This window comes from Flavobacterium urumqiense (genome assembly GCF_900108015.1).
Taxonomy (GTDB): Bacteria; Bacteroidota; Bacteroidia; order Flavobacteriales; family Flavobacteriaceae; genus Flavobacterium; species Flavobacterium urumqiense.
This window is the reverse complement of sequence record NZ_FNVP01000015.1, coordinates 1-19798: the sequence shown is the minus strand read 5'-3', so window position 1 is coordinate 19798 and position 19798 is coordinate 1. Positions and strand designations below refer to the sequence as shown.

The following is a 19798-nucleotide window of genomic DNA, read 5'->3' as shown; positions in this document are numbered from 1 at the left end:
GTACTTTTGATAACCAAGACAATTAATACAATGAAGAAAATAATTATAAGAAAAGCACGGCGTACTGATTTAAAAAAACTCCTTGCATTAGAACAAGGAATTACTGCAGCCGAACGTTTCTTCTACCCTACTTTAAAAGAAGAGAAAATTCAGTATTAAGATATTGAGAAAATGATTTTGGCTTCTCGTAGTGAAGTATTGGTTGGTGAAACGGACTAAATAATTATCGGTTCCGGATATGCGCGAATAAAGACCGCAAAGCCCTATTTGAATTACTAAACCCATGCTTCTTTAGATTTATATATACCGATTTGAATTACAGAGGGATAGGTGTTTATTCTAAAATCATAGAATCGCTAAAAGACTGGTGCCGTTCGCAAAATATGTTCGAACATCTATTAAATGTATACAACGAGAATGCTTCGGCAATTAAAGTGTATAAAAAAGTCGGATTCAAAAAACACTTAATAAATATGCGAATCGGTTCATAATGATAATTATTATTAACTAGAAATCCAAAAGTGATTTTTTTTCGTATATGACAATAGTTAAAACTTACTTAAATCACTATCACTTTGTAAAGCAGACGACTTATTGTAGTCAAAAACCACTTTACATTTGTAGTATCAAAAACAAACCTACGTATGAAAACAACAACCCTTTTTTTAAGTGTACTATTCTTACTCCCATTATTTATGTTTACTGCCTGTGGGCAAAATACAAACAAACAAAACAATCCTAAAAAAGCTATTAGTATGGAAACTCCAATCAAAAAACCCGGAAATCAGTATTACTCCAATACAGATACCACAAAACTTAACCTTACGGATGCCGAATGGAAAAAGGTCTTACCCGAAGATGTTTATGAAGTAATGCGACATGCCGATACCGAAAGACCTTTCACAGGAAAATATTGGAATATCGATGAAAAAGGAACTTATTACTGCGCCTCGTGTGGCAATAAATTATTTCGCTCCGGCGCCAAATTTGCTAGCAGTTGCGGTTGGCCAAGTTTTTTTGAACAAGACAATAAAAACAGTGTCATTTACAAAACCGACAATACTCTTGGGATGGAAAGAACAGAAGCCCTTTGCGGCAGATGCGGTGGTCATTTAGGACATCTTTTTGATGATGGTCCTGCACCAACCGGAAAAAGATATTGCATGAATTCTATAGCGCTGGACTTTATACCTGATACCAAATAATATGAAGAGTTTATTTTTAATTTGTTTACTGACATCGGTTAGTATCTTTGGACAAAACGTTACAAAAGCTGCAAAACAACCCAATTTTGATACAATTACTTTAGCTGGCGGATGTTACTGGTGTGTGGAAGCCGTTTATGAAAACCTAAACGGAGCGAAATCAGCGGTATCAGGATTTGCAGGTGGCAAAATTTCTAATCCCAGCTATGAGGATGTTTCCACCGGAAGAACTGGATTTGCAGAAGTAGTGCAAATCACATATGATAAAAATACCACGAGTCTAGACGAAATCTTCAAAGTTTTCTTTAGCGTTCATGACCCAACGACTTTAAACCGTCAAGGCGCCGATGTGGGGACACAATACCGCTCTGCCATTTTCTACAAAAATGAAGAGCAAAAATTGGCTGCTCAAAAGATTATCAATGCCTTGAAAAAAGCAAAAGTGTATGATAGCCCTATCGTAACAACTTTAGAACCGCTGACTAAGTTTTACAAAGCGGAAGACTACCATCAGAATTACTACGCTAACAATAAAAATCAGCCGTATTGCCAGATGGTTATTCAACCCAAAATGGAAAAATTTGAAAAGCTATTTAAAGATCGATTGAAAAAGAAAAAATAGAATTTTACAATAAACCGTCTCGAAACAAAAATCGGGACGGTTTTTTTTAGCTTTCTACTGCAAAATTTGAATACAATAAATTAATTTCCCAACTTAAATTTCGTATATTTATATTGATTTTCAACCATTTAAATAATTTATTATGCATTACGGACATCACTTTTGGGGAATGCATATGTTTTGGTGGGTATTTTGGATAATCATTCTAATATGGATATTCGCAACTCCGTATGATCTTCCCGGTCAGCGAACCAAAACCGAAAACCCATTGGAAATCCTAAAAAAAAGATTTGCCAAAGGAGAAATTACGAAAGAAGAATTTGACGAAAAAAAGAAATTCTTAAAGGAAAATTAAACTAAACTATCATCTAAAACAAGCTGCTTAAAGATTTTTAAACGAACTTATTTGTTTAAAAATTGATACCATTTATTTCAATCTGTTTTTTTAGGAAGATATAAAATATAGTTTTTCAAATGTCATGTACTCCTATAAATTGGACTCTTTATTTAAAATTAATTATAATAATAACCAATTAGGTGTAATCAACAAAGATTTTAATTAATCTTTAAAAAAATCGAACCACATAGAAACATAGAGAAAAAAGAATCGGATAGCCCAATTTTTGGGTTGCTTCGCCACTTCAACCTTTGCTCTCGGGTCGCTAAATTATATTTTTTTTGAATAAAGCGAAATGCCTTCCGAATTTTTAAAATCTATGTTTCAATGTGGTTAAAAATAAATTAAAATACAGTCAACAGCTTAATAATAAATCCATTGCTTACATTCATAATTTCAGTTCGTCCAGCTGAATTGGTATTTTATGTAGTAAAAAGGAACAAAAAATGTATCGAGAATCGTTTAATAATAATAATCCTGCATTTTCTCAAAAAAAAGATACTTCCCCTTTCTTTATTCTAAATTAAAACCATGACAAATATTTTATAAAACGATGAAAGCACCATTACTGTTCTCTTAGAAAAGCAGCAAGAGTCTTTTACTCGTGAAACTTTTCATACTCTTCAATTACAAATAAAAAAATTACATGCATTATTTAATTTAGTTAAATTTAGTTGCAAAGACTTTAAACAAAAAAAGACTATCAAACCCTTTAAACTTATTTTTTCTCAGGCCGGAAAAATAAGGGAACTTTAAATGGAAGAAGCCTTATCTGAAGGGCATTTTAGCTATGATTTTATTATTCAATACTGGAGTGATTTAAAAAAGATCTTAACGGAAGAGTTAAGTAATTTCTTTTTGATTATCGATCCGTCTTTTGCTAAAAAACTCCAAAAAAAATACCTAAAAATCATTTCTGTACTGGCCAAAGCGAATAAAAAAACAGCATATCGATACATGCAAAAAAAAGAGCTGAAATTGAAAAATTACTCCATAAAAAAGCTTTAAAAAACAAATAAATGGATGTCCTTCAGAAATGGTTAAAAAAATATCTGTTCAATCAAAAAAGTCTGAAGCTTAAAAAAAATAAACTCTTGCCCAAAAAGAATGCACTTTCTGGGTTGCTTAGAGAGTGGCATGACTAACAAACGATTATTCAACATTTAAAAAAAGAAAGAGATTCGGGCGAAATAAACCCAAAGGAAGGCAACCAGCTTGAGAATGTTTTAGCAACATTTACTTTTAAAAATCAACTATTATTTGATAAAATAAATGCAACTTTACGGAATATTCATTTTGGAAATGCTTGAAATAATTGAATAAAATTAGGTTGACAAGAACGCAGGCATCATTTTGCATAGAAATAACCAAATAGTGATTACATTTTATGTTTTATCATGCAAATAATAATTAGAAATAAAACAAATATTTTAATTTTGAATTCCTCAACTTTACAAGTTTTTTTAAATTTGAACAATACAGCAGGAAACCAATAGTTTTTGTGATCTTTTCAACGTATCACAGAACTAAAATGGATTTTTAGAACGAAATAAAATAGAATATTTATGTTTGAAAACGATTTTAAAGATTTATTTAATCTTTCTCCGTCACTATTAGTTGTTATAGATCTAAATTTTAATATTGTTGCAGCTACTGAAGTTTTCTTGAAAGCAACTATGACAGAACGGAAAAATATTTTAGGCCACAATATTTTCGAAATATTTCCCACCAACCCTGACGAGAAAAATGCTGACGGAGAAGAAAACGTACGTGCTTCTTTTTATAATGTGATAAAGAATAAGTTAACCGACACTTTGCCGGTTCAACGATACGATATTAAGAAACCAGAATCCGATGGTGGAGGGTTTGAAGTAAGATATTGGCAGCTAAGCCATTCCCCAGTATTAGATGCTGCCGGTAAGGTGAAATATATTATTCAGCACGGCGATGATGTAACCGAAAATCAAAAGCTTATTATTAATAACCAAAAATTAAAAAAGAATAATCAACTTCTTAAGGAAACCTATAAATATTCTAATTCCATAATTAATAGTATTCAGGAATCCATGATCATACTGAATAAAGATTTCGTTGTACAATCTGCTAATAATTCGTTTTATAAGAAGCACCAACTTTCTAAAGAAGAAACGGAAGGAAAACATTTGTTTGAATTGCAAAATGGTCAATGGAACATTCCGGAATTATGTGAATTATTAAACGTTGTATTCTCTAAAGATGTCCTCATTCAAGATTTAGAAGTGAAATGCATATTTCCGAATATTGGTGAAAAAATAATGATACTGAATGCAAATCCAATCATTAAAAAAAACCAATCCAAAGAATTAATTCTCTTAACTATTAAAGATATTACTGAGGTCAGAATATTGGCATCTGAGTTACAGTTAAAAGAAAAAAAAGTAATAGAAGAAAAGCATAAAGCAGAAAAAGAGACACTGAAGAAAATTGAAGATAGTGAAAAACGCTACAACATGATGTTGATGAAATCTCCATTTGCCATAGCAATATTAAAAGGTAAAGATATGATAATCTCCCTTGCAAATGAAAGTATCAAAGAAATATGGGGAAAAGGGAATGATGTGGAAGGGAAAAAATTTCTGGATGTTTTACCGGAACTCAAAGACCTTTTATACCCTGGATTAATAAATGAAGTATTTACTACAGGAATTCCTTTTTACGGAGATGAACTTCTGGCGCCGCTTTTCCGTAATGGAGTATTAATGAACGAGTATTTTAATTTTGTTTACCAACCGTATCACGAAGCTGACGAAAGTATTTCTGGTGTTACCATAATTGCCTATGATGTAACCCCTCATGTAATGGCCAAAAATGAACTAATTGAAGCCAAAATACTGGCGGACCAAAAAACAATAATTGCAGAGGAAGCTGTAAGATCAAAACAGGAATTTTTATCCAACATGAGTCATGAAATAAGGACCCCTATGAATGCCATTATTGGATTTACCAATGTGGTTTTAAAGACTAGTTTAGACAATTCACAAAGAGAATACATTAATGCAATTAAAGAATCAGGAGATGCATTGATTGTCTTAATTAATGACATTTTGGACATTGCTAAAGTAGATGCCGGAAAGATGATTTTTGAGAAAATACCTTTTAGTTTATCCAATTCTGTTGCTACAATGCTTCATTTGTTTGAACCAAAAATGAAGGAAAAAAAATTAGAATTGCATAATCAATATGATCCAGCTATCCCTTTAAATTTATTAGGTGATCCCATGCGATTGCGTCAGATAATTTTAAATTTAATGAGTAATGCTGTGAAGTTTACCTCAAAAGGAAAAATAACAATCCGTTTAAACCTATTGAAAGAAGATTATGAAAAAGCAACCATCGAATTCCTGATTGCGGACACCGGTATAGGAATTCCTAAAAATAAACTAGCAGACATCTTCAATAATTTTGAACAGGCAACAGCAGGCATTAGCAGCTCATATGGAGGAACGGGTCTTGGACTTGCCATTGCTAAACAATTAGTAGAAAAGCAGGGAGGAAAAATCAACGTAAATAGTGAAGAAGGGAAAGGATCAGCCTTTAGTTTTATTTTGCGTTTTGATAAAATAATAAATGCAGTTCCCGAAATCACAACTATAGATATACCAGAGCCGATTCAACCGGCGCCACTCGAAAAAAACAGTTCAGAAAATATAAAAGTATTAGTGGTCGAAGACATTGCGTTGAATCAACTTTTAATAAAAATAATACTGCTCGATTTTGGTTATGACGTGACGATAGCCGACAATGGTAAAATTGCCATTGAAAATCTTCAGGAAAATAAGTACGACATCATCCTAATGGATTTACAAATGCCGATAATGAATGGTTTCGAAGCGACAAAACACATTCGCAACATAATGAATTCTAACATTCCCATTATTGCACTCACCGCAGATGTTACCTCCGTAGATGTAGAAAAATGTATAGCAGCTGGAATGAATGATTATGTATCTAAACCTATAGATGAGAAAGTTTTACACGCTAAAATAATTGCCAGCTTAAAAGAATTCAATTAAATAATGCGAAACTAAATATTAATTGATCTCTTTCTTTTTACTATGCTTCTATGTGGTTAAAATAGTTATAATAATAATTGATAATAGTAAAGCAGCCTGTATCGGCTGCTTATTTTTAAATTAAATGGATAGTATTGATAAAAAATTATTTCCCAATACTATCTTTTATCATTAAGGCGCACTTCTCCCCATCTATTGCTGCAGAAATAATTCCTCCTGCATAACCTGCCCCTTCTCCACACGGATACAAACCTTTTATTTGTAAGTGCTCATAAGTCAATGGATCTCTTGGAATGCGCACTGGCGAGGATGTTCTGCTTTCTGGTGCATGAAGTATGGCTTCATTAGTTAAATAACCCTTCATAGATTTCCCAAATTCTGTAAAACCTTCTCGTAATATTTGGGTTAAAAATCCAGGAAAAACCGCTCCCATTTCCACAGAAGTGGTTCCTGGAACATAAGATGTTTTAGGAATATCAGAGGAAACCTTATTTTGGGTAAAATCAATCATCCGTTGCGCAGGAACTTTTTGGGTTTCTCCGGCTAAATGCCACGCTTTTTGTTCAATACTTTTTTGGAATTCCATTCCGGCTAAAGCACCAAATTTGGCAAATGGTTTAAAATCCTCCAGTTTTAATTCGATTACAATACCAGAATTGGCTGTTGCCTGATCCCGTTTTGATGGAGACCAGCCGTTTGTCACCACTTCACCCGGACTGGTGGCACAAGGCGCAATCACACCACCGGGACACATACAAAACGAATACATCCCCCTACCATTTACCTGCTTCACAATAGAATAAGGTGCCGGTGGCAAATGCTCTCCACGGTAGTCGCAACTGTATTGAATACTGTCGATTAAAGATTGGGGATGTTCGGCTCTCACGCCCAAGGCAAAAGGTTTGGCCTCGATAAAAATTTGTTTCCGGTCCAGTAATTCAAATATATCACGGGCAGAATGTCCTGTGGCCAATATTATTTTATTGGCAAGAATCGTATCTCCTTTTTGAGTGACGATGCCTTGCACTTCATTGTTTTTTACTAAAATATCGGTTAAGCGGGTTTCAAACAAAACGAGTCCACCGCATTCAATAATTTTCTCTCGGATGTCTTGAATGATTTGTGGTAATTTGTTGGTACCAATATGGGGATGTGCTTCGATTAAAATATCTTCTGAAGCTCCAAAAGCGACTAGTAACTCCAGAATTCGGGTTACATCGCCGCGTTTTTTAGAACGTGTGTATAATTTTCCGTCAGAATACGTTCCGGCACCACCTTCACCAAAACAATAATTAGAATCTTCGTTTACAAGATGATCTACATTGATAGCTTTCAAATCACGACGACGGCCGCGTACATCTTTTCCGCGTTCAATAACTATTGGTTTCAAACCCAATTCTATCAATTGCAAAGCGGCAAAAAGTCCGGCTGGTCCGGCACCAACAACAATGACTTCTTGAGCATTAGTCACATTTGGATAGTGTGGCAACTGAATTTTATGCTCTTGAAAAGCTTCACCATTTAGATAAATTGCTACTTTCAAGTTTATCTTTATGGCTTTTTGGCGCGCATCAATAGAACGTTTTAAAATAGAGATATGCTGGATTTCTTTTGGAGAAACCTTAATTTGCTTAGACAAATAATCTTTGAGCAACAATTCGTTTGTAGCTATTTCTGGTGATACTTGTAGTAGAAGTTCTTGAGGCATTTTTTAGATTGTTCGATTTTTAGAGTATTTGCTATTTTGCAACGCGCAACAAATAATCAACTACAAAAGTAGTATTTTGAACCGACTTCTTCTTATTGAAAGAAGAATCCATTTTCAAATTTTCAAATTAGCTCATTTTCAAATTAGACTTTGTAACTTTGCGCCTGTCAATCGCTGATAACTGAATACTGAAAATTACTGAACACTAAACACTGAATACAAATCACTGAATACAAATCGCTGATCACTGAACACTGAACACTGAACACTAAACAAATGTCTAGAAAAATAAAATTAATATGGGATTTTCGCGGACCCGCTTCTGCAAAAACAGCGGAGCACCACGAAATTCATTTGAAAGAATATATCGCTATCGAAAAACTCGACGTAAATATCACGGGTTTTGAAATTCAAGGTGAAATGCAAGCCATCGCTTTTATGGTAGTGACTGACGAAAACATGATTCAGGTTCGGGATACTTTAAAACCGCACCGTGGAGAACTTTTTTAGTTGGCAGTAATCAGAGCACAAAATCTCCTTAAAGCTGACTACTGATCACTGACTACTGATCACTAAAATCTAACACTGACCAATAAATACTAATCACTCAACGCTACAAACTGATCACTGATCACTGAAAACTAATTAGCCACTTCGCTGATAAATTTTATTCGCATCAAACGCAATTCGTCAAGATCATAATCTCCTTCAAATTCTTTAAGTGCTTCTTCGATATTATCGGAAAGGGATTCCATAAAATAGTCATGAATTTCTTCCTGTTGGTCATCGTCCAACATATCATCAATCCAATATTTTATATTTAACTTGGTTCCGGAATAGACAATTTGTTCCATTTCTTTAATCAAATCGTCCATCTTTAGCCCTTTTGCGGAAGCAATATCATCAAGTGATAATTTTCGATCTATATTTTGAATGATATATAGTTTATTGACAGAATTGATCCCAGTAGATTTAACCACTAAATCATCGGGTCTCGTAATATCATTATCTTCTACGTAACGGCTTATTAATTCTAGGAATTCCTTACCATATTTTTTTGCTTTTCCTTCCCCAACACCATGAATATTGATCAATTCGTCCAGTGAAATTGGATATTTCAACGCCATGTCCTCAAGGGAGGGATCTTGGAAAACGACAAAAGGAGGAACTCCGAGTTTCTTAGCTACTTTTTTACGTAAATCCCGTAACATTCCCATCAATATTTCATCAGCAACTCCCGTAGATTTTGCTGCAGTCACAATGGCTTCGTCTTCGGTTTCATTGTATTCATGGTCTTCAGACATCATGAAGGATTCACGGTTTTTTATAAAATTCAATCCTTTATTGGTGATTTTAACGATTCCGTACGTTTCAATGTCTTTGGATAAATATCCAGCCACAAGAACTTGTCTCAGCAAGGCCATCCAATATTTCTCGTCATGGTCTGAACCGCATCCAAAAAAAGATTGCGTATCGGTTCTATGTGCTTTTATAACGGCATTGACACGACCAATCAATGTAAATACCACTTCTTTCGATTTATACAAATGTTTAGTATCCCTAACTACTTCCAATAGTTGAACCACTTGATCTATGGCCTCCACCTTTGTCTTCGGGTTTCTGACATTGTCATCCATATCAGCCCCTTCCCCATTTACATCGTCAAATTCTTCTCCGAAGTAATGAAGTAGAAATCTTCTCCTGGACATAGACGTTTCGGCATAAGCTACCACTTCCTGCAATAAAGCGAATCCTATTTCCTGTTCAGCAACGGGTTTACCCGACATGAATTTTTCTAATTTTTCTACGTCTTTATACGAATAATAAGCAAGACAATGACCCTCGCCTCCATCGCGACCGGCGCGACCGGTTTCCTGATAATAACTTTCTAATGATTTAGGAATATCGTGATGAATAACAAAACGAACATCCGGTTTGTCAATTCCCATTCCAAAAGCGATGGTTGCTACCACCACATCAACATCTTCCATAAGAAACATGTCTTGGTGTCTGGCACGGGTTTTTGCATCTAATCCGGCATGATAAGGAACAGCACTGATACCGTTTACTTGTAAAACTTCGGCAATGGCCTCCACTTTTTTGCGGCTCAAGCAGTAAATAATTCCTGATTTGCCTTTGTGCTGTTTTATAAAACGAATAATATCGGATTCAATATTTTTTGTTTTAGTACGTACTTCGTAATATAAATTAGGTCTGTTGAAGGATGCTTTAAAAGTAGTTGCATCAGTCATATCTAAATTTTTCAGGATATCTTCCTGCACTTTTGGTGTGGCCGTGGCGGTCAGGCCAATAATCGGGACATCTCCCAGTTGCTTAATGATGTGTTTCAGATTCCGGTATTCCGGTCTGAAATCGTGACCCCATTCTGAGATGCAATGGGCTTCATCAATAGCTACAAAGGAAATAGTAACCGTTTGAAGAAAAGCAACATACTCTTCTTTCGTTAAGGATTCGGGTGCAACATAGAGCAATTTTGTTAATCCGGAAGTTATATCTTTCTTAACTTGCGCAATCTCAGTTTTAGTAAGTGAAGAGTTTAAAACGTGGGCTACACCATTTTCAGTAGATAAACTCCGGATGGCATCCACTTGATTTTTCATCAAAGCGATTAAAGGGGAAACCACAATAGCAGTCCCTTCCTGAATCAAAGCTGGTAATTGGTAACAGAGTGACTTTCCGCCTCCAGTAGGCATAATCACAAAGGTGTTCTCCTTATTCAGGAGCGTATTTATAACTTGTTCTTGTAGTCCTTTAAATTGGCTAAAGCCAAAATATTTTTTTAATTCTTGGTGTATGTCAATTTCGTTTGAATTCATTCTTGATTATGTGGTATTTTGTATAAATTTGCAACACATAAAGATACAAATTTCTTTTAAACTTACAAATTTTAAACATTCTGTTTTGATAACTAAAGAAAATATCTTGGCGAGTGCCAAAAAAACCATTATATCTGAAAGTGAATCCATTGCGAAACTCACTGATTATCTTGATGAAAACTTCAGTAACGCCACACAAAGCATCTATAATTCCAAAGGAAGATTGGTAGTTACCGGAATAGGAAAAAGTGCCATTATTGCTCAAAAAATGGTAGCTACATTCAATTCTACCGGGACACCGTCACTATTCCTTCATGCCTCAGAAGCCATTCATGGTGATTTAGGCATGGTTCAAAAAGAAGATATTATAATCTGTATTTCAAAAAGTGGCAATAGTCCGGAGATAAAAATTTTAACTCCTCTTTTGAAGCGCTTTGGCAATACGTTAATTGCTATCACAGGAAACATGACTTCTTTTCTGGCTAAAGGCTCTGATTTTGTTTTGAACACCACAGTAGATTCCGAAGCTTGTCCAAACAATTTGGCACCAACAAATAGCACTACCGCACAATTAGTGATGGGTGATGCCTTGGCGGTTTGTCTGATGGAGATGCGCGATTTTAAACCAGAAGATTTTGCGGTATACCACCCTGGAGGTGCTCTGGGCAAAAAATTATTACTGCGTGTCAAAGATATGTTGGAACATACTTTGAAACCAATGGTAAGTCCGGAAACACCTATCAAAAAAGTAATTTTCGAAATTTCAGAAAAACGTCTTGGTGTAACCGCTGTTGTCGAGGATAATACCGTAATCGGAATTATCACCGATGGAGACATTCGAAGAATGCTGAATGACAGAGATTCTTTTGCGGATTTGACTGCCAAAGATATCATGACTAAAAACCCAAAATTGATTTCATCAACTGCAATGGTTGTTGAAGCCCTGAATATCCTTGAAGATTTTTCCATAACACAATTGGTTGTCGTTGACAACGGCGAGTACAAAGGCGTATTGCACTTACATGACATTTTAAAAGAAGGGATAGTATAATGGCAAAAAATAGTAAAGAGAAAAAAAATTTAAACGAAATGTCTTTTTTGGACCATCTCGAAGAATTAAGATGGTTACTGGTTAGAAGTACATTGGCTGTAATAATAATGGCTTGTATAACGTACTTTATCAGTGACTACCTTTTTGACATTGTCATATTTGGACCCACACGGCCCACCTTTATAACCTATACTTTTTTTTGTGACCTATCACATTCTCTCGGTTTTGCAGATAGTATTTGCATCACTGAAATGCCGTTTATCATTCAAAATACGGAAATGGAAGGTCAGGTAAATATGTTTGTCTGGATGTGTCTTTTGGCTGGTTTTATTCTAAGTTTTCCTTATATTTTATTTGAAATCTGGAAATTTATCAGTCCTGCATTGTATGAAAAAGAAAGAAAAAATGCTAAAATATTTATATTCATTTCCTCTTTACTTTTCTTTTTAGGGATTTTATTTGGCTATTACGTGGTGATTCCAATGTCAGTCAATTTCTTGGCTACATTCACAGTAAGTGATATAGTAAAAAACCAATTTACTTTGGATTCCTATTTAGGCATGGTAAAAACGTCAGTATTAGCAAGTGGAATATTTTTTGAAATGCCAATAATTATTTATTTCTTAACAAAATTAGGTCTGGTAACTCCTGTATTTTTGAGGAAATACTGGAAATACGCTGTGATAATAATACTTATTGTTGCCGCGATTGTTACGCCACCCGATGTGGTTAGTCAAACAATTGTAGCAATCCCTATGTTATTAATTTACGAATTAAGCATTCTAATTTCAAAACTAGTAGTACGTAATCAAAAAAAAGCAAATGACTGATATTATAGAAGAATTCAACGAGTACCGTTCTAAAATGAACGCGAAATTATTGGCCGACAATAATAAAATTGTGAAAAGAATTTTCAATTTGGATACCAATGCTTACGCAGCGGGAGCATTGGACGTAAAAACCAAAGAACTACTGGGATTAGTGGCTTCGGCAGTTTTGCGTTGTGATGACTGTGTCAAATACCATTTAGAAACCAGTTTCAAAGAAGGCGTAACTAAAGAAGAAATGATGGAAGCTATGGGAATCGCTACACTTGTTGGAGGAACTATTGTGGTACCTCACTTGCGCAGAGCCTATGAATTTTGGGAAGCACTGGAAAAAACTGAAGTGAAATAATTGTTAAGAAATACAATCGTTTCATTTATTTGACACAAGTAAACAGTTGAATGATTAACGAATTAAACAGTTAAGCGATTAAACCAAAGAATATGAAATTAAGAGCCGAAAATCTTGTAAAAACCTATAAAGGTCGAAGTGTAGTAAAAGGCATTTCGGTGGAAGTGAATCAAGGCGAAATCGTGGGTCTTTTAGGACCTAATGGTGCCGGTAAAACAACTTCTTTCTATATGATTGTTGGGTTGGTAAAACCAAATTCAGGCAACATATTCTTGGATGATTTGAACATCACCGATTATCCAATGTACAAGAGAGCCCAACAGGGGATTGGTTATCTGGCACAAGAAGCATCGGTTTTCAGAAAATTGAGTATTGAAGATAATATTTTGAGTGTTTTACAATTAACCAAACTTTCAAGAGAAGAGCAGGTTGCCAAAATGGAAAGCTTAATTGAAGAGTTTAGCCTGGAACACATCAGAACCAATAGAGGTGATTTACTTTCGGGTGGAGAGCGACGTCGTACCGAGATTGCCCGTTGTCTTGCCACTGATCCAAAATTTATCTTACTCGATGAACCTTTTGCGGGTGTTGACCCTGTTGCTGTAGAAGATATTCAACGGATTGTAGCCCAACTGAAAAATAAAAACATCGGTATTCTTATTACGGATCACAACGTACAAGAAACATTAGCAATTACAGACAAAACCTATTTAATGTTTGAAGGTGGAATTCTAAAAGCCGGTATCCCGGAAGAATTGGTCGAAGATGAAATGGTACGTCGTGTTTATCTTGGACAAAATTTCGAATTGAGAAAGAAGAAATTGGAGTTTTAAAGGAAGTACTCAGTGATCAGTTCTAAAAAAAGTGATCAGTATTCAGTGATCAGTTGTAAAAAAAGTGATCAGTGATCAGTGGTCAGTGGTCAGTTCTAAAAAAAATGGTCAGTGATCAGTTTTAAAAAAAGTGTTCAGTGTTCAGTGTTCAGTGGTCAGTTCTAAAAAAAATGGTCAGTGATCAGTTTTAAAAAAAGTGATTAGTTTTCAGTGATCAGTGGTCAGTTCTAAAAAAAAAGTGTTCAGTGTTCAGTGATCAGTGGTCAGTTCTAAAAAAATGGTCAGTGATCAGTTCTAAAAAAAGTGATCAGTAATCACTGAATACTAAAACCTGAACACTGATCACTGAATACTGAATACTGAACACTGAACACTGAATACTGAACACTGACCACTGAACACTGACCACTGAACACTGATCACTGACCACTAAAATCTGAACGCTGAACACTGACCACTAAAACCTGATCACTGATCACTGAATACTGAACACTGAACACTAATCACTGATCACTGAGTACTGACCACTGATCACTGAACACTGACCACTAAAACCTGAACACTGAATACTGATCACTGAACACTGAACACTGATCACTGAACACTAAAATCTTATCAATGAAGACTATTCAACAGTAATAAACTGCAACTGCTGCAAATCACCATTATAAATATTAATATCCACATTCCCTTTTATCCCGGGCACAGTAGCTTTCTCCGTGAATTGCCAAAACAGCCAATCGGCATCAATTTTTTCTCTGTAAAAATTATAATTAGCAATCCAAAAGAGATAATCGCTGAATTCTTCTTTTAAAAAATCGTTGTAATATTTTTCACCGGTATAGATAATCGGCTTCACTTTATAATGAGATTCCACTGTTAATAGCCATCGTTTCAAACCAACTTTCAAGCTGTCTAACGATTGATTTTTAGGTAGTTTTTCAATATCTAAAATGGGCGGTAGATCTCCTTTATGGAGCGTAACTGTATGAATAAAAAGCTTCGCTTGCTCGAGGGAGTTTTCGTTAGGACGGTAATAATGATATGCACCCCGAATCAATTTATTTTCTTTGGCGCCAAGCCAATTCCGCTTAAACTGACGATCTTTCCTGTCCTTTCCTACGGTTGCACGAATAAACACATAATCCAAAGGATATTTTTTTTCTAAAGTATCTACATAAGACCAACGGATATTCCCTTGGTATTCAGAAACGTCTAAACCGATACTTTTCCCCTCATGATTTTCTAAAACCTGAAAATTCCGAACGTCCGAAATACGTTTGGCTTTGTCTTTTAAAGATTTATCTGATTTGAAACTGAAATAATAAGCCAACCCATTACGATAATGATAACCAACGCCAAGAAGAAATAAGACAAAAACCGCAACAAGTGAATAGCGCAGAAACTTTCCAGAAAAAGCTGTAGCTTTCCTTTTGGGTTTACGAACTACCGCCGTTCTTTTTCGTATCACTTTTTTTCTCATTCAAAAAACTACTTTTTTGCCATTTTATTACTCACTACCGATAGCAAAACATAAAGAATTATCAGCAAAGGAATTCCTAAATATTGGAAGAAAACCAATAACAATAGAGAAAGGGATAAAAAGACAATTTGAAGGGCATTGTCTTTAAAGTTAAACTTTTTAAGCTTTAGTGAAAATAACGGAATCTCCGCATTTAGAATATAAGCGCTTAATACCGTTATGGCAAGCAAAACAAACTGGTTTGTCAAAATTTCCAGCGTGAATAGGGAATCTGAATATTTTAAAACCAAAGGCAAACTCAAAATAAAAAGTGCGTTGGCAGGTGTTGGTAAACCAATAAAAGAATCAGTTTGACGTGTATCGATATTAAAATTAGCCAAACGATAACAAGAACCCAGCGTAACAATGAATCCAAGATAAGGAATTATAGGGTTGGCGGACAGCTCATTTTGACTGCTTGACAACAAAAAAAACATAACAAACCCGGGCACTACGCCACTGGTAACCATATCGGCCAAAGAATCCAATTGCAATCCCAACGGACTAGATACTTGGAACAATCTGGCAAAAAAGCCATCAAAAAAATCTAAAAATATCCCAAGACAAACAAAATAAAAAGCCATTTCAAAATCCAGGTTAGCGGCAAAAACGATTGCTACACAGCCACAAAAAAGATTGAGTAATGTAATTAAATTCGGAATGTATTTTTTAATATTCATAGGTATAAAGTTTTGGGATCTAAAGTTGGTAAATTTAGTATAATAAGTGCAGGAAAAGCACCTTTTCTAATAGAGATTTTTAACGGTAATGGTTTGCATAACCCTTTCAGTGTTTAAAACTAGATAAGGGGTGTTTCTCAAATAATAACAATACTATTAATATTACTAACCCGTTGGGTGTAATTATTCAAAACATCACTTCGTTCTAAAACTTCGGAATTTTGTGGAGTAAAACGGAACAAAATGTATCGAGACCCGTTTTTAAATGTGTATTATTTCATTCATAAATTTATTTAGTCAAAGGAAGAAATAAGTTCAGTAAAAAATTATATTTTTGATAAAAATTAAACAGACCTTCCGTTTGTAAAAAAAGTCCATTTGAAAAAAGCTTTCTTATTTCTATTGCTTTTGGTTGGCACTGCTAATTACAGTCAGGCCGTTAGAAAGTACTCCAACGAGTTTATGAATATTGGCGTTGATGCTGCTTCATTAGGTATGTCAAATACCGTTGTGGCTTCTACCAATGATGTCAATTCAGGATATTGGAATCCCGCGGGCTTAATCCATCTGGAGGACAATCAAGTTTCGTTAATGCATGCTAATTATTTTGCTAATATTGCCCAATACGATTATATGGCCTACGGAAGCCCAATTGATGACCGAAGCGCATGGGGAATTTCTTTAATTCGTTTTGGTGTGGATGATATTTTAAATACAACAGAATTAATTGATAGCCAAGGCAATATTGACTACAATAGGATTAGTCTTTTTTCTACTGCCGATTATGGTTTTACGTTTTCCTATGCCCGAAAATTGCCGGTTCCCGGATTTCAATACGGCGTGAACGCAAAAGTAATCCGCAGAATTATAGGGAAATTTGCTAATTCTTGGGGATTTGGTTTTGATGCAGGAATACAATTCGAAAAAAATAACTGGCAATTTGGTTTGATGCTTCGTGACATTACCACAACTTATAATGTGTGGAACATTGATGAAGAAGAATACAAAAAAATAGCCAATACTATTCCGGACAAAAATCAGGAATTACCGCAAAGCACAGAAATTACTGCCCCAAAAGCGCAATTGGGAATTGCAAAAAAATTCATTATTCATTATGATTATAGCATTTTGGCTGCTGCCAATATGAACATGCGGTTCACCAAAACCAATGATATAATCTCGACCGATTTCGTAAGCATCGATCCAGCCATAGGATTTGAATTTGGCTATACGGATTTGGTCTTTTTGCGTGCCGGTGTCGGAAATTTTCAAAACATCCAACAGTTAGACAATAGGGAACAAATAGGATTTCAACCTAATATTGGACTGGGATTTAAATACAAAGGCATTCAGGTTGATTATGCCCTGACTGATTTAGGGAATCAAAGTGCCGCTTTATACTCCAATATTTTTTCAGTGAAAGTAGATTTAAGCCTTTTTAGAAACTAATTTGTTATACTGTTTTAAAAACAACAGCAAAATCTATCGCAAATTAGAGAATTAAGAAAAGAAAAAAAATAGCGAATAAGTTACAAAAATAGTAAAATTCATATATATTAATCCGTTAAGTCCAATTATTCAAAAAGAGTTCGAGGCTTAATTTTTTGTTTCTTTTGAAATCAAAGATTCACGAACTCCAATAAATTATTAACTCTTACGTAATCAAGAGAAAAGAAAAAATTAATGAATACCAAAAAACAATAATATCCGATGAATATTTTTTTTTACTTTTTTCATCAAGACAAATCGAAGATTCAGACACCGAGCGAAGCGAGCACTAATGATAATAAAGTTAAGTGAGCTAAAAAGTAAAAATTGTTTAAAATAAAAAATAGCAATAGTAACATCTTATCCTCTACTCGCCCTTATATTTTTATAACAAAAAATCACGGTAAGGATTTCAGCGTAGGCCGAAGGGAGTGACCCCCGAGTCGAGTGTGAAACACGAGCGGCCGGGGTCGCGATAGTGAAATTTGTCCGATGATTTTTGGGATAAAAATATTAAGGCTTGATTTTTTTGTTTCGTTTTTGATCAAGCAAAAAAGAAAATTAGGAAGTCATAATTTTTTACTTCAAAAAAACGTTTATGATAGTGTTTTTTTTTATGAAATAAAACGCAACAAAAAATGTATCGAGAACTGTTTTTAATAATTACGCTATCAAAAGTAAAACGCCTAAATTTTCTTTGAAACCAAAAAGTATATGTTTCTATTAGTTTTAAAAAAAAAACCTATGGATTAACTTTACACAAAACAATTAGTAAAATTCCTCTTGACTTTTGGTGAACTAAAAAATCCGTGTAAATTTGTTCCATCTTTTCCATACGTGCCATATTTAATACTATTCCCAAATGACTCCATCTTCTATAAAGAAAATTTCCTTTTTCATACTCTTTTATTTAACGATAAATTTAAGTTTCGGGCAAAACCTTCTTTTATCCAAAGAAGCAAATGTAAGTGTAATTACTTGTGGAACGGGGAATGAATCTTATTCGCTTTTTGGACACACAGCAATCCGAATCAGCGATCCTTTCAATAATGTAGATGTGGTATACAATTATGGCGCTTTCGACTTTAACACACCTAATTTTATTCTAAAATTCATAAAAGGAGATTTACAATATTTTGCTGTAGCGCATTCTTATACTGATTTCATCAATGATTATCAGTACGAAAAAAGGTCCGTTTACGAACAAAAGTTAGACATTCCTTACACACTAAAACAAAAATTATTTGATAATTTGAATACTTCTTTAGCTTCAGGAGAAAGTCATTATACGTATAAATTTATCGATAAAAACTGTACTTCTATGGTGGTCGATATGATCAATAAAACATTAGACACCACGGCAATTGTAAAAAATACAGATACCGATATAACGTACAGAACTATCCTATTTCCTTATTTCGATAATCATTTTTATGAAAAATTAGGCACCAGTATCATTTTTGGAAAAAAAGTAGACGGCTTAGGAACACAGATCTTTCTGCCGTTTGAATTACAAAAGAGTCTAAAAAAAGTGCGCTACAAAAATCACCTGTTGGCTAAGGGAAATAAAACGATATTGGAGTTTAGCAAAGAAGTTTCGGCATCCTGGTGGAATAATGTTTACACCTATATTTTGTTTCTTGGATGTATTATCGGAATTAACAAGAAACCGCTAGCCGCTTTTTATCTTACCAACATGGCTTTATTAGGTGTCTTTTTCGTCTTTGCAGGTTTTTATTCGTTTCATAAAGAACTGGCATACAATTACAACATATTGTTGTTCAATCCAACCTTGTTGTCCTTGCTGTATTTTTATCAGACCAAAAATAAGAAGTGGCTTTATAATCTGGCTTTATTCAACCTTGTATCGTTAGCAATTTATCTGGTCATCCTAATTAATAAAGCGCATTTATTGATTGTATTGCCTCTTGTTATTACAAGCGGTGTAGTATTAGTGAGACTGGCAATTCAAAATAGGAAACGCATTCCAATCATCATTTAATCAAAACCAAAAGTGATATATACCTGTAATCCCACTCCTCAATTCCCCTCTTCAAATCGAAGATTCAACGACTCCAAAATTAATAATAACGGGAGTTATAGGGGTTAGGGGTGTGTTTTTCAGCTAAAGATCTGTTCTTTAAAACATATCATAAAAACCAAAAGTTATTTACACTTGTAATCCCACTTCTCAATTCCCCTCTTGAGAGGGGTTAGGGGTGTGTTT

The 19798-nt window shown here is 34.5% G+C and carries 18 protein-coding genes; 14 read left to right on the top strand and 4 right to left on the bottom strand.

Translation table 11 applies throughout. The features are described from left to right. Nucleotides 1-30 precede the first annotated feature (30 nt). From C4S35_RS16230 to C4S35_RS14175, 7 genes are all read left to right on the top strand, one after another. Nucleotides 31-159 carry a hypothetical protein gene (locus tag C4S35_RS16230; protein WP_279627802.1) on the top strand — a complete coding sequence of 43 codons (129 nt, stop codon included), beginning with the start codon at nucleotides 31-33 and terminating at the stop codon, nucleotides 157-159. Nucleotides 160-311: 152 nt separating this feature from the next. Beyond that, entirely contained in the window at nucleotides 312-491 is a 180-nt protein-coding gene (locus C4S35_RS16155) for a GNAT family N-acetyltransferase (protein ID WP_244175294.1), read from the top strand. A gap of 153 nt (nucleotides 492-644) precedes the next feature. Continuing rightward, on the top strand, nucleotides 645-1205 hold the full coding sequence (gene msrB, locus C4S35_RS14195; RefSeq protein ID WP_104000813.1) for a peptide-methionine (R)-S-oxide reductase MsrB: 561 nt from the start codon (nucleotides 645-647) through the stop codon (nucleotides 1203-1205). A 1-nt stretch (nucleotide 1206) separates the two neighbouring features. After that, nucleotides 1207-1827: a peptide-methionine (S)-S-oxide reductase MsrA gene (gene msrA / locus C4S35_RS14190; RefSeq protein ID WP_104000812.1), complete on the top strand. Its 621-nt coding sequence runs from the start codon at nucleotides 1207-1209 to the stop codon at nucleotides 1825-1827. 142 nt (nucleotides 1828-1969) lie between these two features. Next, a complete protein-coding gene (locus tag C4S35_RS14185) occupies nucleotides 1970-2182 on the top strand; it encodes an SHOCT domain-containing protein (protein WP_104000811.1) in 213 nt (70 codons plus the stop codon). Nucleotides 2183-2980: 798 nt separating this feature from the next. After that, a complete protein-coding gene (locus tag C4S35_RS14180; RefSeq protein WP_104000810.1) occupies nucleotides 2981-3232 on the top strand; it encodes a hypothetical protein in 252 nt (83 codons plus the stop codon). 557 nt (nucleotides 3233-3789) lie between these two features. After that, nucleotides 3790-6276, top strand: a complete 2487-nt coding sequence (locus tag C4S35_RS14175; protein WP_104000809.1) for a PAS domain-containing hybrid sensor histidine kinase/response regulator — start codon at nucleotides 3790-3792, stop codon at nucleotides 6274-6276. Nucleotides 6277-6421: 145 nt separating this feature from the next. Here C4S35_RS14175 and C4S35_RS14170 read toward each other — a convergent pair whose 3' ends face one another. Next, nucleotides 6422-7984, bottom strand: coding sequence for an NAD(P)/FAD-dependent oxidoreductase (locus C4S35_RS14170; RefSeq protein ID WP_104000808.1), 1563 nt, complete (start codon nucleotides 7982-7984; stop codon nucleotides 6422-6424). Nucleotides 7985-8260: 276 nt separating this feature from the next. Here C4S35_RS14170 and C4S35_RS14165 point away from each other — a divergent pair, with 276 nt between their 5' ends. Beyond that, the gene (locus C4S35_RS14165; RefSeq protein WP_104000807.1) at nucleotides 8261-8494 is read left to right on the top strand and encodes a hypothetical protein; all 234 of its coding nucleotides are present in this window, start codon (nucleotides 8261-8263) and stop codon (nucleotides 8492-8494) included. Between the two features lie 131 nt (nucleotides 8495-8625). On the opposite strand, the gene recQ is transcribed toward C4S35_RS14165, so the two are convergent. After that, nucleotides 8626-10821: a DNA helicase RecQ gene (recQ, locus tag C4S35_RS14160; protein ID WP_104000806.1), complete on the bottom strand. Its 2196-nt coding sequence runs from the start codon at nucleotides 10819-10821 to the stop codon at nucleotides 8626-8628. 85 nt (nucleotides 10822-10906) lie between these two features. On the opposite strand from recQ, the gene C4S35_RS14155 reads away from it, so the two are divergent. The 4 genes from C4S35_RS14155 (at nucleotide 10907) to lptB (ending at nucleotide 13881) form a co-directional block, all read left to right on the top strand. Then, nucleotides 10907-11872 (top strand): KpsF/GutQ family sugar-phosphate isomerase, encoded by a 966-nt coding sequence (locus C4S35_RS14155; RefSeq protein WP_167386526.1) that lies wholly within the window; start codon nucleotides 10907-10909, stop codon nucleotides 11870-11872. Beyond that, nucleotides 11872-12702, top strand: a complete 831-nt coding sequence (gene tatC / locus C4S35_RS14150) for a twin-arginine translocase subunit TatC (protein ID WP_104000805.1) — start codon at nucleotides 11872-11874, stop codon at nucleotides 12700-12702. The genes C4S35_RS14155 and tatC overlap by 1 nt, the downstream gene beginning before the upstream one ends. Further along, a complete protein-coding gene (locus tag C4S35_RS14145; protein WP_104000804.1) occupies nucleotides 12695-13048 on the top strand; it encodes a carboxymuconolactone decarboxylase family protein in 354 nt (117 codons plus the stop codon). Before tatC ends, C4S35_RS14145 begins: the two co-directional genes overlap by 8 nt. A gap of 92 nt (nucleotides 13049-13140) precedes the next feature. Continuing rightward, on the top strand, nucleotides 13141-13881 hold the full coding sequence (lptB, locus tag C4S35_RS14140) for an LPS export ABC transporter ATP-binding protein (RefSeq protein WP_104000803.1): 741 nt from the start codon (nucleotides 13141-13143) through the stop codon (nucleotides 13879-13881). 625 nt (nucleotides 13882-14506) lie between these two features. On the opposite strand, the gene C4S35_RS14135 is transcribed toward lptB, so the two are convergent. Beyond that, nucleotides 14507-15364 carry a glycoside hydrolase family 25 protein gene (locus C4S35_RS14135; protein ID WP_104000802.1) on the bottom strand — a complete coding sequence of 286 codons (858 nt, stop codon included), beginning with the start codon at nucleotides 15362-15364 and terminating at the stop codon, nucleotides 14507-14509. An 8-nt stretch (nucleotides 15365-15372) separates the two neighbouring features. Next, nucleotides 15373-16083, bottom strand: a complete 711-nt coding sequence (locus C4S35_RS14130; RefSeq protein WP_104000801.1) for a CDP-alcohol phosphatidyltransferase family protein — start codon at nucleotides 16081-16083, stop codon at nucleotides 15373-15375. Nucleotides 16084-16461: 378 nt separating this feature from the next. On the opposite strand from C4S35_RS14130, the gene C4S35_RS14125 reads away from it, so the two are divergent. Together C4S35_RS14125 and C4S35_RS14120 are read left to right on the top strand one after the other, a co-directional pair. Next, nucleotides 16462-17532 (top strand): PorV/PorQ family protein, encoded by a 1071-nt coding sequence (locus tag C4S35_RS14125; protein ID WP_482788921.1) that lies wholly within the window; start codon nucleotides 16462-16464, stop codon nucleotides 17530-17532. A gap of 901 nt (nucleotides 17533-18433) precedes the next feature. Further along, on the top strand, nucleotides 18434-19573 hold the full coding sequence (locus C4S35_RS14120) for a lipoprotein N-acyltransferase Lnb domain-containing protein (protein ID WP_104000800.1): 1140 nt from the start codon (nucleotides 18434-18436) through the stop codon (nucleotides 19571-19573). Nucleotides 19574-19798 lie beyond the last annotated feature (225 nt).

Bases quoted from the DNA above. Each gene is read 5' to 3' on its own strand.
- C4S35_RS14165 (WP_104000807.1), top strand. From the start codon at position 8,261: ATGTCTAGAAAAATAAAATTAATATGGGATTTTCGCGGACCCGCTTCT.
- recQ (WP_104000806.1), bottom strand. From the start codon at position 10,821: ATGAATTCAAACGAAATTGACATACACCAAGAATTAAAAAAATATTTT.
- tatC (WP_104000805.1), top strand. From the start codon at position 11,872: ATGGCAAAAAATAGTAAAGAGAAAAAAAATTTAAACGAAATGTCTTTT.
- C4S35_RS14180 (WP_104000810.1), top strand. From the start codon at position 2,981: ATGGAAGAAGCCTTATCTGAAGGGCATTTTAGCTATGATTTTATTATT.
- C4S35_RS14120 (WP_104000800.1), top strand. From the start codon at position 18,434: ATGACTCCATCTTCTATAAAGAAAATTTCCTTTTTCATACTCTTTTAT.
- C4S35_RS14175 (WP_104000809.1), top strand. From the start codon at position 3,790: ATGTTTGAAAACGATTTTAAAGATTTATTTAATCTTTCTCCGTCACTA.
- C4S35_RS14185 (WP_104000811.1), top strand. From the start codon at position 1,970: ATGCATTACGGACATCACTTTTGGGGAATGCATATGTTTTGGTGGGTA.
- msrB (WP_104000813.1), top strand. From the start codon at position 645: ATGAAAACAACAACCCTTTTTTTAAGTGTACTATTCTTACTCCCATTA.
- C4S35_RS14135 (WP_104000802.1), bottom strand. From the start codon at position 15,364: ATGAGAAAAAAAGTGATACGAAAAAGAACGGCGGTAGTTCGTAAACCC.
- C4S35_RS16230 (WP_279627802.1), top strand. From the start codon at position 31: ATGAAGAAAATAATTATAAGAAAAGCACGGCGTACTGATTTAAAAAAA.
- C4S35_RS14145 (WP_104000804.1), top strand. From the start codon at position 12,695: ATGACTGATATTATAGAAGAATTCAACGAGTACCGTTCTAAAATGAAC.
- C4S35_RS14170 (WP_104000808.1), bottom strand. From the start codon at position 7,984: ATGCCTCAAGAACTTCTACTACAAGTATCACCAGAAATAGCTACAAAC.
- C4S35_RS14130 (WP_104000801.1), bottom strand. From the start codon at position 16,083: ATGAATATTAAAAAATACATTCCGAATTTAATTACATTACTCAATCTT.
- msrA (WP_104000812.1), top strand. From the start codon at position 1,207: ATGAAGAGTTTATTTTTAATTTGTTTACTGACATCGGTTAGTATCTTT.
- lptB (WP_104000803.1), top strand. From the start codon at position 13,141: ATGAAATTAAGAGCCGAAAATCTTGTAAAAACCTATAAAGGTCGAAGT.